21 protein-coding genes are annotated in these 16,060 nt (G+C 68.1%); 14 read left to right on the top strand and 7 right to left on the bottom strand.

Annotated features, from left to right (window positions below; genetic code table 11):
- Positions 1–6: 6 nt before the first annotated feature.
- The 7 genes from AC2YHA_RS00530 to AC2YHA_RS00500 all read left to right on the top strand — a co-directional run bounded on the left by AC2YHA_RS00530 (position 7) and on the right by AC2YHA_RS00500 (position 2,804).
- Complete coding sequence (locus AC2YHA_RS00530; RefSeq protein WP_487399940.1) at positions 7–378, top strand: phage tail assembly chaperone; 372 nt, start codon at positions 7–9, stop codon at positions 376–378.
- A 2-nt stretch (positions 379–380) separates the two neighbouring features.
- On the top strand, positions 381–671 hold the full coding sequence (locus AC2YHA_RS00525; RefSeq protein ID WP_487399939.1) for a hypothetical protein: 291 nt from the start codon (positions 381–383) through the stop codon (positions 669–671).
- Between the two features lie 91 nt (positions 672–762).
- A complete protein-coding gene (locus tag AC2YHA_RS00520; protein ID WP_487399938.1) occupies positions 763–1,257 on the top strand; it encodes a hypothetical protein in 495 nt (164 codons plus the stop codon).
- A gap of 17 nt (positions 1,258–1,274) precedes the next feature.
- A complete protein-coding gene (locus tag AC2YHA_RS00515; RefSeq protein WP_487399937.1) occupies positions 1,275–1,868 on the top strand; it encodes a hypothetical protein in 594 nt (197 codons plus the stop codon).
- On the top strand, positions 1,865–2,212 hold the full coding sequence (locus AC2YHA_RS00510; RefSeq protein ID WP_487399936.1) for a hypothetical protein: 348 nt from the start codon (positions 1,865–1,867) through the stop codon (positions 2,210–2,212). Before AC2YHA_RS00515 ends, AC2YHA_RS00510 begins: the two co-directional genes overlap by 4 nt.
- A 26-nt stretch (positions 2,213–2,238) precedes the next feature.
- Positions 2,239–2,604 carry a hypothetical protein gene (locus AC2YHA_RS00505; RefSeq protein WP_487399935.1) on the top strand — a complete coding sequence of 122 codons (366 nt, stop codon included), beginning with the start codon at positions 2,239–2,241 and terminating at the stop codon, positions 2,602–2,604.
- Positions 2,601–2,804 (top strand): hypothetical protein, encoded by a 204-nt coding sequence (locus tag AC2YHA_RS00500; RefSeq protein ID WP_487399934.1) that lies wholly within the window; start codon positions 2,601–2,603, stop codon positions 2,802–2,804. Before AC2YHA_RS00505 ends, AC2YHA_RS00500 begins: the two co-directional genes overlap by 4 nt.
- 82 nt (positions 2,805–2,886) lie before the next feature.
- Here the strand turns inward: AC2YHA_RS00500 and AC2YHA_RS00495 are convergent, their stop codons facing one another.
- Together AC2YHA_RS00495 and AC2YHA_RS00490 are read right to left on the bottom strand one after the other, a co-directional pair.
- The gene (locus AC2YHA_RS00495) at positions 2,887–3,189 is read right to left on the bottom strand and encodes a hypothetical protein (RefSeq protein WP_487399933.1); all 303 of its coding nucleotides are present in this window, start codon (positions 3,187–3,189) and stop codon (positions 2,887–2,889) included.
- Between the two features lie 42 nt (positions 3,190–3,231).
- Positions 3,232–3,423, bottom strand: coding sequence for a hypothetical protein (locus AC2YHA_RS00490; RefSeq protein WP_487399932.1), 192 nt, complete (start codon positions 3,421–3,423; stop codon positions 3,232–3,234).
- 218 nt (positions 3,424–3,641) lie between these two features.
- Between AC2YHA_RS00490 and hisS the strand changes: the two genes are divergently transcribed.
- From hisS to AC2YHA_RS00470, 4 genes are all read left to right on the top strand, one after another.
- Positions 3,642–4,892: a histidine--tRNA ligase gene (gene hisS, locus AC2YHA_RS00485; RefSeq protein WP_487399931.1), complete on the top strand. Its 1,251-nt coding sequence runs from the start codon at positions 3,642–3,644 to the stop codon at positions 4,890–4,892.
- A gap of 127 nt (positions 4,893–5,019) precedes the next feature.
- Positions 5,020–6,090 (top strand): peptide chain release factor 1, encoded by a 1,071-nt coding sequence (prfA, locus tag AC2YHA_RS00480; protein WP_487399930.1) that lies wholly within the window; start codon positions 5,020–5,022, stop codon positions 6,088–6,090.
- Between the two features lie 127 nt (positions 6,091–6,217).
- A complete protein-coding gene (gene prmC / locus AC2YHA_RS00475) occupies positions 6,218–7,018 on the top strand; it encodes a peptide chain release factor N(5)-glutamine methyltransferase (protein ID WP_487401672.1) in 801 nt (266 codons plus the stop codon).
- Between the two features lie 263 nt (positions 7,019–7,281).
- Complete coding sequence (locus AC2YHA_RS00470; protein ID WP_487399929.1) at positions 7,282–8,070, top strand: DUF4167 domain-containing protein; 789 nt, start codon at positions 7,282–7,284, stop codon at positions 8,068–8,070.
- A gap of 188 nt (positions 8,071–8,258) precedes the next feature.
- On the opposite strand, the gene AC2YHA_RS00465 is transcribed toward AC2YHA_RS00470, so the two are convergent.
- Entirely contained in the window at positions 8,259–8,576 is a 318-nt protein-coding gene (locus tag AC2YHA_RS00465) for a hypothetical protein (RefSeq protein WP_487399928.1), read from the bottom strand.
- Positions 8,577–8,639: 63 nt separating this feature from the next.
- Between AC2YHA_RS00465 and AC2YHA_RS00460 the strand changes: the two genes are divergently transcribed.
- Positions 8,640–9,068, top strand: a complete 429-nt coding sequence (locus tag AC2YHA_RS00460; protein ID WP_487399927.1) for a CBS domain-containing protein — start codon at positions 8,640–8,642, stop codon at positions 9,066–9,068.
- A 125-nt stretch (positions 9,069–9,193) separates the two neighbouring features.
- On the opposite strand, the gene AC2YHA_RS00455 is transcribed toward AC2YHA_RS00460, so the two are convergent.
- The 4 genes from AC2YHA_RS00455 to AC2YHA_RS00440 form a co-directional block, all read right to left on the bottom strand.
- Positions 9,194–9,775 carry a TIGR02466 family protein gene (locus AC2YHA_RS00455; protein WP_487399926.1) on the bottom strand — a complete coding sequence of 194 codons (582 nt, stop codon included), beginning with the start codon at positions 9,773–9,775 and terminating at the stop codon, positions 9,194–9,196.
- A complete protein-coding gene (gene pth / locus AC2YHA_RS00450; RefSeq protein WP_487399925.1) occupies positions 9,772–10,341 on the bottom strand; it encodes an aminoacyl-tRNA hydrolase in 570 nt (189 codons plus the stop codon). Before pth ends, AC2YHA_RS00455 begins: the two co-directional genes overlap by 4 nt.
- A 182-nt stretch (positions 10,342–10,523) precedes the next feature.
- A complete protein-coding gene (locus tag AC2YHA_RS00445; protein WP_487399924.1) occupies positions 10,524–11,150 on the bottom strand; it encodes a 50S ribosomal protein L25/general stress protein Ctc in 627 nt (208 codons plus the stop codon).
- 227 nt (positions 11,151–11,377) lie between these two features.
- Positions 11,378–12,283, bottom strand: coding sequence for a TraB/GumN family protein (locus tag AC2YHA_RS00440; protein ID WP_487399923.1), 906 nt, complete (start codon positions 12,281–12,283; stop codon positions 11,378–11,380).
- A 179-nt stretch (positions 12,284–12,462) separates the two neighbouring features.
- Between AC2YHA_RS00440 and AC2YHA_RS00435 the strand changes: the two genes are divergently transcribed.
- Positions 12,463–13,302, top strand: coding sequence for a glycine--tRNA ligase subunit alpha (locus AC2YHA_RS00435; RefSeq protein ID WP_487401671.1), 840 nt, complete (start codon positions 12,463–12,465; stop codon positions 13,300–13,302).
- Between the two features lie 256 nt (positions 13,303–13,558).
- Complete coding sequence (gene glyS / locus AC2YHA_RS00430) at positions 13,559–15,766, top strand: glycine--tRNA ligase subunit beta (RefSeq protein ID WP_487399922.1); 2,208 nt, start codon at positions 13,559–13,561, stop codon at positions 15,764–15,766.
- Positions 15,767–16,060 lie beyond the last annotated feature (294 nt).

Genomic DNA, 16,060 nt, shown 5'->3' with positions numbered 1-16,060 from the left:
GCCACGATGATCGTCACGACGCTGAAGGAGTATGTCGAGCAGAAGCTCGGCTTCACGCCCGCTCGGGCGGCGCGTTGTCCCGGCTGCGGCATGCCGACCGAGGCATTCGCCCTTACGAAGTGCGCGAGCGGCAAGTGGCGTTGCGGCCATTGCCGCGTTGACGCCGAGCGCGAGGCGGCACCGCCTTGGCAGCTCAGCTGGGGGGACGTCCGCGGCCATAGAGCCGTGCTCCTCGCCGAGACGGACTGGACGCAGTTGGCCGACGTACCGGAGGAAACGCGGATCCTCTGGCAACCTTATCGGCAGGCGCTTCGCGACATCACGCTTCAACAGTGCGAGCCCGACCAGGTGGTCTGGCCGCAGAAACCGGGAGAATGACTATGACTGACGCAGCGATCGACGCGCTGATTGCCCAGCGCGAGGCCATCGAGAAGCAGATCGCAGCCGCCGTGTTGCCCGTCCTCACGGCGGCGAAGGCGGACCTCGCCGCCGAGGCGGTGACCACGCTGGTCGACACGATGAAGGCGCACATGGAGGCGCTGCCGGATGGAGACGCCAAGCAGCAGCTCGGCAATGTCGTGATCGTGCTCGAGAACGTGCCGTCGTTCCTCGACGTCGAGATTGCGAGGTTGACCGCGCTGACGGCCGAGGAGGCGGTGCCGGAAGCCTGATCGCGTCTTGCTACCGCCGCTTCATCCGCCCGCCTCGCGCGGGCTTTTTCATGCCCGGCGCAGGGGGCGCTCGGGCATCGGGAGACAGTCCTTGATTGAGTCGAAACTGGCGGGCCTCGGCTTTCAAGCGGCCGGCGCCGGAGGCGGGTTTGCGCTTGTCATCCTGCTCGGCCGCTGGCTGCTCAACTGGATGACGGGCCGCGTGGAGCGGCGCGAGGGGCGCCTCGACCAGCAGCAAGAGCGGATCGACCGCGAATGGCAGGCGATCCGCGAGGAGCTGGAGGGGCGCATCACCTCGCTCGAAGAGCGCGTCCACCGCGCCGAGGGCGACCTGGCGGACGAGCGACGCCGGTGTGACGACAAGCTCGCCAAGTACGAGGCGGAGGTTCGCGTCGAGCGGCACCGCTCGAACAACCAGCGGATGATGATCCACTCGCTGCTGCACCTGTTCGACATCCCCGCGGCGCGCCGGAAGGAGGCCTTGGCCAACATTCGCGGCGAGCTCGCGGCGATGGAGCACGCCGAGGCGACCGAGAAGGGCATCCTCGTTGCCGCCCCAATCACGGCCATGGCGGTGGCCGAATAATCCCCGGAGACAAGATGATGAACAGCGAAGCGAAGTTCTTCGATAGCGTCCGCGCGGGCATTCTAGGCCCGACCCTCTCGGCCGGCGAGGTTGAGGGCTGCTCGAACATCCTGAAGGCGATGGCGGGAACGCCGATCGCGTTCGTCGCCTATGCGCTCGCTACCGCCTATCACGAGACCAACTCGACGATGCAGCCAGTGCGCGAGGCCTATTGGCTTTCCGAGGACTGGCGGAAGAAGAACCTCCGTTATTGGCCATGGTATGGCCGCGGCTATGTGCAGCTCACATGGGAGGGCAATTACGTCAAGGCGGACGAGGAGCTGACGCAGGCCGGACTGATCAAGGCCGGCGAGCTCGTCGGCAATCCGGACCTCGCCATGCGACCCGACATCGCCGCCTTCATTCTTCGCCGGGGCATGACGGAAGGCTGGTTCTCCGGGGACAAGAAGGGCCGCCATACGCTGGCCCGCTACCTGCCCGCGAAGGGCCCGGCGACGCTGGCGCAGTTCACGGCGGCGCGGCCGATCATCAACCTGCACGACAAGGACCTGATCATCGCGCGCGCCGCGATGCTGTTTCAGGCGGCAGCGACCGCGGGAGGCTGGGCATGAAGGGTTGGGACGTGCTCGCGCTGTTGATCCAGCGCATGGTGCCGGCAGATTTCCGGAGCTGGCTGGGGCTCGGCCTCTTCCTCCAGTCGACCTTCCTCTTCGCGCTGATCGCCGCGATTCCCGACCTTCGGGAGAGCCAAGGCTTCCTGACGCTCGCGTCGGCCGTGATCGTCACCGGCTGGATCGGCGGCGCGGCGGCGTTCGCCTATGCCGCCGGCAAGCATGACGCCGAACGGGAGGCGGCGCGCGACGAACAGCTCACCCACGCGCTCGATACGACGCGCGACCTCGCCAAGAGCATCACCGCCGCCGAGGGAGCGCCGGTGAGTGGCACGGCCGAATAGGCTCCCTCACAACCAAGGAGACACCCATGCGATTCCGAATTGTCCTCGCGCTCTGCGCGGGGCTGGCGCTCTGCGCCTGCAATCTGCCGGGCGGCGTTCCGCCCGCCCCGGCGAGCGTCGCCGATCAGACCAAGGTCGACGAACAGGCCGCGCTCTCGGTCGAGCTCGCCTATCAGTCCGCCGTGCTCGCGGTCCGCACCGCGAATCGCGCTGGGTTGCTCTCGCCGGCCGATCGCGCGCGCGCGGCCGAGCTCGATACCCGCGCCTATGCGGCGGTGCAGGCGGTTCGCGCTGCCTACGAGGCCGGCAACGCGGCCAGCTACCGCAGCGCGGTCGAAAGCGCCCGGAGCGCCATAGCTGGCCTGGTCAACGCCTTGGGAGAGAAGCAATGAAGTTCGACCTCGACACGATCCTGAAGGCCATCCAGTTCGTCGGCGAAGCAAGCGAGGCGGCCAAGCGGCTCTACGAGGGCTTCATCGCCGTGACGGGCGGGGAGACGCAGGAGCAGCTGAAGCAGCGCTATGCCGCGGCGCAGGCGCAGTCCGATGCCGAGCACCAGGCGGTGCAGCAGGAGCTGGGCGACGCGCTCTAACTCCAGAACGGCGACGTCAGGGCCGCGATCGTCAGCGCAAGCACGATCGCGGCCTCTATCTCGATCAGCTTGGGCCGGCGGATCATCGCCTCCTCGCTGCCGCTCGATTGGCGAAGAACCAGGTTACTGCCATGCCAGTCGCATCCTTTGGCCGCGGTCCGCGCGGCTTGGTGGGCACGATCAGGCAATCCCGAGCGCCGCACCGCGAGCAGCGAAAATGCTGGCGGGCCTCCTCGATGTCCAGCGGCAGGCCGCGGTCCTCGAACTCCATCCAGACGATCCCGTTGATCACGGCGTCTCGCTGACACGCATAGCACCAGAGCCGCAGGTCGAAGCCTGCGCGGTCCATGTCCTTGATCGTGGTGAAGCGCTTGGGCGCGTCCATGCCAGCTCCGATTCGTGGGCGGCGAATGTACGCTATCTGTTCCTATCGCTGGCAAGCGCGAAGGCGCCTTATCTCCGCGATCAGTTTCGGCACGCTCCAATAGGCCGCTGCCGCGTATTCCTGCACCTCGCTGGGCCATCCGGTCTTGCCACGCGCGGCATCCCATTTCGCCTCCAGCGAGGCGATCAGCCGGTCGATGTGGTCGGGCTCCGGAGGGGTGATTTCGTTTTGCACCCGATTTCCAAGCTATTGATGCGAAACGCTATTTTCTGGGGCTGTTTTGCAGCGAAACCCGCGGAAAACCGTGGTCCAAGGCAGCTTGGAAGGCTGCTGCACTACCATTGTGCTATACCCGCCCACCGGCAGACGGCGGGAATTAGCCCGCGTCCCTGCCGGATTCAAGCTGCAAGACCTTTGCATCGCACCGGTCGAGCGAATAGAGAGCGCGACCCATGGCGCGCGTCACCACTCCCAACCGCATCCGCGGCACCCAGGACATCTTCGGCGAGGACCAGCGGCGGTTCGCGCACGTGCTGGAGAGGTTCGACCACGTGCGGCGGCTCTACGGCTTCCAGCGCGTCGAGATTCCGATCTTCGAAGACACGCAGGTCTTCGCGCGCTCGATCGGCGAGACCACCGACGTCGTGTCGAAGGAGATGTATACCTTCGCCGACAAGGGCGGCGATTCGATCACGCTCAGGCCCGAGTTCACCGCCGGCATCTGCCGCGCCTACCTGACCGAGGGTTGGCAGCAGTACGCGCCGCTCAAGCTCGTCGCGTCGGGCCCGGTGTTCCGCTACGAGCGCCCGCAGAAAGGCCGCTACCGCCAGTTCCACCAGATCGACGCCGAGGTGATCGGCGCCGCCGAGCCGCAGGCCGACGTCGAGCTGCTCGCCCTCGCCGACCAGCTCCTGCACGAATTGGGCATCGCCGAGGGCGTGACCCTCCAGCTCAACACGCTGGGCGATGCCGAGACGCGCGACGCCTGGCGCACGGCGCTGGTCGCGCATTTCGAGCAGCACCGTGGTGAGCTGTCGGAGGACAGCCTGACTCGGCTGGAGAAGAACCCGCTGCGCATCCTCGACAGCAAGGACCCGCGCGACCGCCCGATCGCGGACGCGGCGCCGGGGATCGACGACTTCCTGACCAGCGAGGCCGGCGCCTTCTTCGAGAGCGTGACCAGCGGTCTCGACGCGGCCGGGGTGAAATGGACCCGCAACGCGCGGCTGGTCCGCGGCCTCGACTATTACCGCCACACCGCCTTTGAGTTCGTCACCGACCGGCTCGGCGCACAGGGCACGGTGCTGGCCGGCGGCCGCTATGACGGACTGATCGAAAGCCTTGGCGGTCCCACGACGCCCGGCGTCGGCTGGGCGGCGGGAGTCGAGCGGCTGGCCATGCTGATTGCGGAGCCGCCGGCGGACAGGCTGGATGTGATCCTCGCTGTCGAGCGTGACGACGTGCTGGGCATTGCACAGGCTGTGCTCGGGAGGCTCCGGGCGGATGGCATGTCTGCCGATATGATCGCTACAGGATCGCCCAAGAAGCGCTACGACAAGGCGACAAAGGTGCCGGCAAAGGTGCTGGTGTCGATCGGACGTTCCGGTGACAAACCGGTAGCCAACAGTCGCTCCGCGAGTGACGCCCCCGAGCACGCGCGCGTGGAAGCCCTCCTTCGCGAGCTGGCGGAGACCTGGCAGTGACTCTCTCCGTCACCCCGGCGCAGGCCGGGGTCCACCGCCCGGCACGGTCTGAAGCAAGAGCATCGAGCCCGGAGCGTGCGGCTCCGTGGACCCCGGCCTTCGCCGGGGTGACGGTGGGAGCGGATTAATGCGCATCCCCGCCGACCGTATCGCGCAGATCGAGGCGCGGCGCGACGAACTGCAGGCGATGATGGCGACCGGCGACCTGCCGTCGGACCGTTTCGTCCAGGTCTCGAAGGAATATGCCGAGCTCGAGCCCGTCGCCCACGCCGCCGCCGAGGTGCGCCGCCTGCGCGCCGAGGCGGACAGCCTCGCCTTCATGGCGCAGGACGGCGACGACGAGCTGCGCGCGATGGCGGTCGAGGAGCTGCACCTCAATAAGACCGCGCTGGAGGTGGCCGAGCGCAACCTCGCCCTCGCTCTCCTCCCCCGCGACGTCGCCGACGAGCGCGCGGCGATGCTCGAGATCCGCGCCGGCACCGGCGGCGACGAGGCGGCGCTGTTCGCCGGCGACCTGCTGCGCATGTACCAGCGCTATGCCGACCGCCAGGGCTGGAAGGTCGAGCTGATCTCCGCCTCCCCCTCCGAGGCCGGCGGCTACAAGGAGGTGATCGCCTCGGTCGAAGGCAAGGGCGTGTTCGCGAAGTTGAAGTTCGAGAGCGGCGTCCACCGCGTCCAGCGCGTGCCGGTGACCGAGAGCGGCGGCCGTATCCACACCTCCGCCGCCACCGTCGCGGTGCTGCCCGAGGCCGAGGACGTCGACGTCCAGATCGACGACAAGGACCTGCGCGTCGACATCTACCGCTCGTCGGGTGCCGGCGGTCAGCACGTCAACACCACCGACTCGGCGATCCGCATCACCCATATCCCGACCGGCATCGTCGTCATCCAGCAGGACGAACGCAGCCAGCACAAGAACCGCGCCAAGGCGATGAAGGTCCTGCGCACCCGCCTCTACGAGGCCGAGCGCGAGCGGCTCGCCGCCGAGCGCTCGGGCACGCGCCGGGCGATGGTCGGCTCGGGCGACCGTTCCGAGCGCATCCGCACCTATAATTTCCCCCAGGGCCGCGTCACCGACCACCGCATCAACCTCACGCTCCACCGCTTGCCGGAGATTCTGGAAGGCGAGATGGACGAGCTGGTCGGCGCCCTCGTCGCCGAGGACGAGGCCGAGCGGCTGGCGAGTTTGGATGCCTGAAGAACAGGATAAGCCCCTCCCCTTCAGGGGAGGGGTTGGGGGTGGGGCAGTGCCCCAAGCGATATCGCCTGAGGATAGGCCCCACCCCAACCCCTCCCCTGAAGGGGAGGGGCTTGCGCGGGAGGCGATCGCCCGCGCCGCCGAGCAATTCACCTTCTCCGAAACCCCTCGCCTCGATGCCGAGCTGCTGATGGCGCACGCCCTCGGCACCACTCGCGACGAGATGCTGCTCCGTGGCCTGATCGACACCCCCGCCCCGCTCGCTTTCGCCGAGCTGGCCGCCCGCCGCGCCGCGCACGAACCCATCGCCTACATCCTCGGCAAGCGCGATTTCTGGACGATCGAGCTCCAGGTCGGCCCCGGCGCCCTCGTACCGCGGGCCGACAGCGAGACGCTGATCGAGGCGGCCGTCGATCACTTCAAGGAAACCCCGGGCCCCGCACGCGTGCTCGACCTCGGCACCGGCCCCGGCACGCTGCTGCTGGCGGCGCTCGCCGAATGGCCGCAGGCGACCGGCCTCGGCGTCGATTCGTCCTCCCGCGCGCTCACCTGGGCGTGGCGCAACGTCGCCTCGCTCGGGATGAGCGGCCGCGCACGCTTCGTCCTCGGCGATTGGGCGGCGCGAATCGCGGACTCTTTCGATCTAATCCTCGCCAATCCGCCCTATATCGGGACAGCCGAACCCCTTCCCGCCGAGGTGCGCGAGCATGAACCCGCCTCGGCTCTGTTCGCCGGCGCAGACGGGCTCGATGCCTATCGCGCGATCGTGCCGCATCTCCCGCGCCTGCTCGCCCCCGGCGGCGTGGCGATCCTCGAAATCGGCTGGACCCAGGCCGACACAGTCACCGCGCTCGTCGAGGCGCAGGGCCTCGCCGCCACGCTCCGCCGCGACCTCGCCGGTCATCCGCGGGCTATCCTCGCCGCTTGAAACCGCCGTACCGCGACCCAATATTCCGCTTGGCGATCGGTGCCGCAGCCGCTAAGGCATTTCGCGGGGCAGGCACCTTCGACCAGCTTTTGAAAGCAGAGGCGCTCGCCCAATCAAGTCATGAAGCCGCTGCAGTCCGGCGGCCAATGGCGGGGCGCTGATCCGCCGGATCGTCCGGCGGCGCCCGGGGGGTGTTGTCATGCGCCCGCAATGCCCGTGAACGGGTCTGGCGGGGGCCAGTTGCAAGGACAGGACAGACTAAATTGATCAATAATCGTCAGGCCGGCCGCCGTCGCGGCCGTGGCGGGCAGCGCTCAGGGAATAATCCGGGGCGCCCGGACAACGGCAACCGCATCGACAACCGCGCGCGCGGCAACGCGGCGCAGCTTCTCGAGAAATACAAGAATCTGGCGCGCGACGCGCAGATGAGCGGCGACCGCGTCAACACCGAATATTACCTCCAGTTCGCGGACCATTATTTCCGCGTGCTCAACGAGAGCCGCGCGCGCTTCGAGGAGAACCGCCGCCAGCGCGAGGACGCCGAGGGCGAGGAGGACGAGGAGTTCGGCTTCGAGGGCGAGCCTGCGACCGCGGACGCCTATCAGGGCCAGGATCGCGACAATCGCGAGAATCGTGAGCCGCGCGGCGACCGTGAGAACCGCGGACAGCGCGAGTTCCGTCGCGACCGTGAGCCGCGCGAGGTGCGCGAGCCGCGCAACGGCTATACCAGCCATGGCAACGGCTACGCCAACGGCTTCGATGTCGCTGCCGACGAGCGGGCGCCGGTCGCCGAGGCGCGTCCTGCTCCTACCGCTGCCGCGGACGAGCCGCACGACGAGGCCCCCGCCCCTGCCCCCGAGCGGCCGCGCCGCGGCCGCCCGCGCAAGGTTCCGGTCGAGGCCGAGGCAGCGGAGCCCAGCATGTTCGACGTCGACCGCCTGCCGCCGTCGCTGTCGACCGAGCCGAACGGCGCCGCCGAGCCGGCGGAGGAGCGCCCCCGCCGCACCCGCCGTCGCCGCACCAGCGACGAGGAGGCCACGCCGACGGCGTGACCGGCGACATCGCCAAGTCAAGCAGAGGGCGGGATTCAGCCGAATCCCGCCCTTTTCTTTTCAGGTCCTCCCCGGCACGGGGAGGGGGACCGCCGAAGGCGGTGGAGGGGGCTCGCCCCAAACGACGTCGCCTGCCGCGCTCCCCCTCCACCAGCTGCGCTGGTCCCCCTCCCCGTGCCGGGGAGGAACTAGGAGTCCCCGTCCTTCCACGCCTGCGCATCCTCGCCCAGGTCGGCCCGTTCGACCTCCTCGTCATGTCCGGTGCCGGAGCTCAGGAACACCAGCCCCATCAACGCCGCCGCCATCAGGACGGTGAAGCCCACTCCCAGCGCGGTCGCGATCGCGACGTGGATCGGCAGCGGCCCGACCCACCACCACAGCACCGCCACCGCCACGCCCGCCGCCACCGCGGCGACCAGCGCCATCCAACCCAGCAGCCGCCGATAACGCGCCCAGGCGAAGGCGGCATAGTCGGGATCGTCGAGGCCGCCCGGAGGTTTCTCCATCGCTTCCCATTGCGCGTGATTCGTGGGACACTCAAGCAGATAGGCTGATTAGGAGAGAAGGCGATGACGATCGCGGCAATCCTGGGCGGCAAGGGGCATGAGGTGGTGTCGGTCAGCGGCGACACGCTGGTCTCCAACGTGGTCGCGCTGCTCGCCGAGCGGCGGATCGGGGCGGTGCCGGTGGTCGACGGCGGCCAGGTCGCCGGCATCTTCTCCGAACGCGACGTGATCCACGCGCTCGCCGCGGAGGGCGCGGGAGCGCTCGACCGGCCGGTGCGCGAGCGGATGACCTCGCCCGCGCTGACGGTGCGGCCCGACGAGCCGGTGCTCGGCGCGCTGTCGCTGATGACGCGGCGGCGCATCCGCCACCTGCCGGTGGTCGACGGCGGCCGGATGGTGGGCTTCGTGTCGATCGGCGATCTGGTCAAATACCGGATCGACCGCATCGAATCCGAAGCCAATGCGATGCGCGAATATATCCAGACGGCTTGATGGGACCTCGGCGAGGCGGGATCGGCTGAACAGCACCGTCATCCCGGCGAAAGCCGGGATCTCCGGCCGTATCGCGCCGCCGCACGAGATCCCGGCTTTCGCCGGGATGACGGCGACTCGACGCCTCACCGATAGTTGAAGCTGATGCTGATCCGGTCATCCTTCGCCCGGTTCGGCATCACCTCGTGCCGCAGCCAGCTTTCCCACAGGAACACGCTGCCCACGGCCGGCTCGGCATAGACGAAGGTGTCGGGCCGCCCCGGCGCCGCCATCAGCATCGGCAGCCGCGGGTCCTCGAGCTTGAGCGCGCCCGATCCCGGCGGCACCGCGACATAGACCGTGCCCGAGACGACGCTGTGCGGGTGGATATGGCCCGAATGGGTGCCGCCCGGCTTCAGGACGTTGACCCACAGGCTGTCGAGCCTGAGCCGACGCCCGCCCAGCTCGAACCCGCAATCCTTCGCGAATGCCGCGACATGCCGGTTGAGCAGCCGTACCAGATCGTCGAACCGCGGGTCACGCTGCGGCAGATCGTCCAGCGAGGCGTAGCTGGTATAGCCCCGGTAGCCATGCTCCTTCGACCAGGCACGCCCCGCACGGTCCTCGGCCGCCAGGTCGCGACAGGCTTCGGCGAGCTCGGCAACCAATGCTTCGTCATCGAGTCGGCCTTCGTAGAAGAAGGTGGGAAACAGCGCCCGCGTGGTCATTCGCCCAGCCTCAGCGCGACGTCGTTCATGAAGCGTGCGTCATCGCCCTTCGCCAGCCACTCCGCCTCGGCGGCGATCGCGCCCAGCAGGTCGGAAAGCGGCTCGATCTCGGTCTTGTGGTAATTGCCCAGGACGTGGCCGGTCACCCGGTCCTTGTGCCCGGGATGACCGATGCCGATGCGCACGCGGCGGAAATCCTCGCCGATATGCTGGATGGTCGAGCGGATGCCGTTGTGCCCCGCCGCGCCGCCGCCACGCCTCACCTTGACCTTCATCGGCGCGAGATCGAGCTCGTCGTAGAAGACGGTGACGTCCGCCGGCGTCAGCTTGTAGAAGTCGAGCGCGGCGCGGATCGACCGGCCGCTCTCGTTCATGAAGGTCGCGGGCTTCAGGAGGATGATCTTCTCCGGCCCGATCCGCCCTTCCTGCACCCAGCCCTGGAACTGCTTCTTCGGCGCCGAGAAACCATGCACCTCGGCGATCGCGTCGGCCGCCATGAAGCCGACGTTGTGGCGGTGCATCGCATATGTGGGACCTGGATTGCCCAGGCCGGCCCAGAGCTGCATCGTTAAGCCCTCTCCCCTTGGGGCGCATCTGGCCCGGTGATGCCCCCAGCATCACCTAAACAGCGCGGGGCGCTGTTTACCAGATGCGGGTTGGGAGAGGGGGCGGGGTCTCACCGAGACCTTCGCCCGCGGCACCGCCCCTCTCCCAACCCTCTCCCCGGAAGGGAGAGGGCTAGACGCGTTTACTCGCCTTCGGCCTCGCCTTCACCCTCGCCGGTGACCTCAGTCTGGGTCTCGCCCTCGCTCGACTTGAGCGCGGACGGCGCCACGACCGTGGCGATGGTGAAGTCGCGGTCGGTGATCGCGCTCTCCACGCCCTTGGGCAGCGTCACCGCCGAGATGTGGATCGAATCGCCGACCTCGACGCCCTTCAGCGAGATGTGAATCTCGTCAGGGATGTGGGCCGCGTCGCACACCAGCTCGAGCTCGTGGCGGACGACGTTGAGCACGCCGCCGCGCTTGATGCCGGGCGCCTCTTCCTCGTCGGTGAACACCACCGGCACCGCGACGGTGACCTTGGCGTGCTCGCTGATGCGCAGGAAGTCGACGTGGAGCGGACGATCGGTGACCGGATGGAAGTGGACGTCCTTCGGCAGCGTGCGCTCGCCGTTGACCATCACCACCGAGTTCATGAAGTGCCCGGTGTTCAGCGCCTTGACGAGCTCGCGCTCGTTGAGGCTGACGCCGACGGGGTCCTTCTTGTTGCCGTAGATGACGGCGGGCACGCGGCCTTCGCGACGCAGCGCCCGGGAGGCTCCCTTGCCAGCCCGGTCACGCGTCTCGGCCGACAGGGTAAGCGTCTCGCTCATTGTCGTGTTCCGATCTGCGTTAAGTGTTTCATATTCACCGGACAGGCCTCCAGGGATGACCCTGCCACGGCAAGCGCGCGCCCTTAGCGGAGAAGGGAGACGGGTGCAACCTGTCTAAGCCCCTCCCCTTCAGGGGAGGGGTTGGGGTGGGGCCTATCGGCAGGCGATCCGCCTGAGGCACTGCCCCACCCCCAACCCCTCCCCTGAAGGGGAGGGGCTTAGGAAGCTCAATACTTCACCCGCTCCGCCGTCAGGTGATGCGCCTTCAGGTCCGCGATCACACTCCTGTCCCCGGCGAGGTGTCCTGCCCCCACCGCGACGAACACCGTCCCCGGCTGCTTCATCCGTTCGGCGATCCAGCCGGCCCAGCGCGCGTTGCGATCGTAGAGGATCGTCTTCGCCACCTCCGGCGAATCCTTGAGGTTGTCGTTGAGCAGCCTGGCGAGCGCGTCCGGGTCGCCCTTGGCCCAGTCGTCGACCATCTCGCCCATCAGCGGTACCGCCTTGGGCAGCTCGTCGAGCGTAGAGGTGAGGAAGGTCATCTGCGCGTCCGGCGACAGCGCGTCGAAATAGCCGATCTGCTGCTCGGCGGTCTCGAGGCCGGTGACGGGCTTCCCCGCCGCCTTGGCTGCCTCGGTCAGCACGCTCTCCGGCCCGTTCTTGGGATCGTAGCCCGCCTTCACCAGCGGCACGAGCGACAGGTTGACCGCCGCGAGCCACGGATCGAACCGGTCGAAGGCATTGGCCGGCGCGCCGATATCGGTCACCGCCTTGATATAGGCGTCGCGCTTGTCCGCCGGCACGCGCTCGGTGAGCGTCGGCTCGCCCGCCGGCGTCATCGCCTTGCTCAGCACGATCCGCTGCATCTCCTCCGGCGCCGGCTGGACCAGCTCCAGCACCAGGCTGTCCGATTTGTCGAACGCCGTCTTCACCGCTTCGTCGAACCAGCTGAGGCCCGGCTTCAGCACATGGACCGTGCCGAACAGATAGATGGTCGTGTCCTCGTCCTTCACCACCCACAGCGCCGGATCGGCATCGGTCGCGGCCGGCTGAGGGGCCGGCGCGGTCTGGCCGCAGGCGGGAAGCGGCAGGCTCGCGAGCAGGATGGCGGCGATCGAGGTCAGGCTGCGCATGGAAACTCCGTCGACTGTATCGCCGGGGTGGGACACGGGAAGCGCGGCCAAGTCAATCGGCATTGATGGTTTACGGGAGCGAGCCGGCGCCGACCATATCAAACGCACGAGGCTTGCCCTCCGCCCGCCCATCCGGCAGACGCGCGGCCGTGACCGACACACCGCTCTCCTTCCAGCGCATGATCCTGACGCTCCACGACTATTGGGCGGCCAGGGGTTGCGTGATCCTCCAGCCCTATGACATGCGCATGGGCGCCGGCACCTTCCATCCCGCGACGACCTTGCGCGCGCTCGGGCCCGATCCCTGGAACTGCGCCTTCGTCCAGCCCTGCCGCCGCCCGACCGACGGCCGCTACGGCGAGAACCCGAACCGGCTCCAGCATTATTACCAGTATCAGGTCATCCTGAAGCCGAGCCCGCCCGACCTCCAGGAGATGTACCTGGGCTCGCTCGCCGCGATCGGCATCGATTTCGCGCGCCACGACATCCGCTTCGTCGAGGACGATTGGGAATCGCCGACGCTCGGCGCGTGGGGCCTCGGCTGGGAGGTATGGTGCGACGGGATGGAGGTGACGCAGTTCACCTATTTCCAGCAGATGGGCGGCTTCGACTGCAAGCCGGTCGCGGGCGAGCTCACCTACGGGCTCGAGCGGCTCGCGATGTACATCCAGGACAAGGACAACGTCTACGACCTCGCCTTCAACGATGACGGCGTGTCGTATGGCGACGTGTTCCTGGAGAACGAGAAGCAGATGTCGAAGTGGAACTTCGAGATCGCCGACACCGACGCGCTGTTCGACCTGTTCCGCAAGGCCGCGGCCGAGTGCGAGAATTGCCTGGAGGCGAAGCTCCCCATCCCCGCCTACGAACAGGCGATCGAGGCGAGCCACATCTTCAACCTGCTGAACGCGCGCGGCGTCATCTCGGTCGCCGAGCGCCAGGCCTATATCGGCCGCGTCCGCGACCTGGCCAAGGGCAGCTGCGCGGCGTGGATGGAAAAGAACGGGTGGGCGGCGTGACATACCTGTTCACGCGAAGGCGCGAAGGCGCGAAGATTTGTTCACGCGGAGACGCGGAGACGCGAAGAACACCGCGCGCGGCGAACGTCTCGCGCCAGCGAGACCTTCAATCTCTTGTGCCAATCGCCCTGAAAGAGCCGCTGACGCGGCTCACGCACCGACGGACCCGACCACTCCGCGTCTCCGCGTCTCCGCGTGAATCCAATAATCTTCGCGCCTTCGCGCCTTCGCGTGAACAAAATCAGGCCCACGCACGATGACCGACTTCCTCCTCGAACTCCGCTCGGAGGAGATTCCCGCGCGCATGCAGGAGAAGGCGCGCGAGGACCTCGCCCGCCTGTTCGCCGCCGAGCTCGCCAAGTCGGGCCTCGCCGCCGCCGAGACCGTCACCTACGCCACCCCGCGCCGCCTCGCCCTCATCGCACGCGGCCTTCCCGACGAGACCGCCGCCGTCTCCGAGGAGGTGAAGGGCCCCCGCGCCAATGCCCCCGCACAGGCGCTCGAAGGCTTCCTGCGCAAGACCGGCCTCCGCCGGGACCAGCTCGTCGAGCGGGATGGCGTGCTCTTCGCCGTCATCGACAAGCCCGGCCGCGCCACCGCGGAGCTGCTCGCCGAGGCGATTCCGGCGATCGTCCGCATCTTCCCCTGGCCCAAGTCGATGCGCTGGGGCGCTGCGTCCCTCTCCACCGAGAGCCTGCGCTGGGTGCGCCCGCTCCAAGGCATCGTCGCGCTGTTCGGCAGCGAGGTGGTGTCGTGCGAGGTCGCCGGCCTGGCCAGTTCCGCCGCGACCGTCGGCCACCGCTTCCGCCATCCGGGCGCGATCACGATCGGCTCGGCCGCCGACTATGTCGAGAAGCTGCGCGCCGCCCATGTCATCGTCGACGGCGCCGAGCGCCGCGCGATCATCGCCGAGGGCGCGCGCAAGGCGGCCGCGGCGGCGGGCCTGACGCTGATCGAGGACGAGGGCCTGCTCTACGAGAACGCCGGCCTGACGGAATGGCCGGTCCCCCTGCTCGGCCGCTTCGACGAGGATTTCCTGAGCGTGCCCCCGGAGGTGATCCAGCTCACCGCCCGCGTGAACCAGAAATACTTCGTCTGCTCGGACGCGGCCGGCAAGCTCGCCAACGCCTTCGTCTGCGTCGCCAACATCGACGCGACCGACGGCGGCGCCAAGATCGTCGAGGGCAACCGCAAGGTGCTGGCCGCCCGCCTGTCCGACGCGCGCTTCTTCTACGAGACGGACCTCAAGACCGCGCTCGAGGAGCAGGCGAGAAAGCTCGACAAGATCGTCTTCCACGAGAAGCTCGGCACGGTCGCCGACAAGGTCGACCGCGTCGCGAAGCTGGCGCGGTGGCTGGTCGAGGAGGGCATAGTAAAGCCCCTCCCCTTCAGGGGAGGGGTTGGGGGTGGGGGAGTGCCACAAGCCCCTTCGCCCGCGGATAGCCCCCACCCCAACCCCTCCCCTGAAGGGGAGGGGCTTGAGAGGCTCGCCGACATGGCCGAGCAGGCCGCGAAACTGTCGAAGGCGGACCTCGTCACCGGCATGGTCGGCGAGTTCCCCGAGCTCCAGGGCCTGATGGGCGGCTACTACGCCGCCGCCCAGGGCGAGCCCCGCGAGGTCGCCGAGGCGATCCGCGACCATTACAAGCCGGTCGGCCAGGGCGACGACGTCCCGACCGCGCCGGTGACGGTGGCGGTGTCGCTGGCGGACAAGCTGGATACGTTGATCGCCTTCTTCTTCGCGGATGAGCGGCCCACCGGGTCCCGCGATCCCTACGCGTTGCGCCGCGCAGCATTGGGCGTGATAGAAACCGTGACGAGAAACACCCTTCGCTTGGGCCTTTGGGAGATCATTACGCGGGGTCTCGGCGGTTTGACGACGCAGCGATGCACTCCGGAAATGGCGGATGAGGCGTATCAGGCTCACCAACGGGGAATGAAGCTGGCGCTCGCCGCTTTGCCCGACTTCTTCGCCGACCGCCTCAAGGTCCAGCAGCGCGAGGCCGGCGTCCGTCACGACCTGATCGACGCCGTCTTCGCCCTCGGCGGCGAGGACGACCTCGTCCGCCTGCTCGCCCGCGTCCGCGCGCTCCAGTCCTTCATCGCCACCGAGGACGGCGCCAATCTCCTGACGGGCTACCGCCGCGCCGCGAACATCCTCAAGAAGGAGAACTACGCGGGTCATGAGGAGAAACCCCTTTCCTACACCCCCGAACCGGCGGAAAAGGCGCTGATCGAGGCACTCGATTCGGCCGAGCCCAAGGCAAAGGCCGCGGTCGAGGGGGAGGATTTCGAGGGGGCGATGGCGGCACTGGCGACCTTGCGTGCGCCGATCGACGCATTCTTTGATTCGGTCACCGTCAACGATGCCGACCAGGACAAGCGTGCCGCGCGCCTGGCCCTCCTCGCCCGCATGCGCGACGCCGTCCACGCCGTCGCCGACTTCTCCAGGATCGAGGGCTGACACATGCGAGACGAGTCAATTTGGTCAACATTTTGGTGGTGACGCAGTTTGAAGGCCAGCTTGACAGGAAGAGTGCAATCTCCGCCGTCGTCATTCCCGCGAAGGCGGGAATCCATTGTCGCTGAAGGTCATGAGACTCACGGCGGCCAGCCGGAATGGATTCCCGCCTTCGCGGGAATGACGAAGAAGCGGAACCACCGCCGAACCAGGGCCGCCACCAACTTTTCCACTCAGGATTTTTGCCTCCCCAGGCGAGCCTGCCCGCGGAACATCTCGTCTCCGCAGGGCTTGAGA

The sequence above is a fragment of the Sphingomonas sp. SRI_018 genome (genome assembly GCF_057586275.1).
The sequence above is the reverse complement of the archived record's forward strand: the minus strand, read 5'-3'. Positions and strand labels throughout refer to the sequence as shown.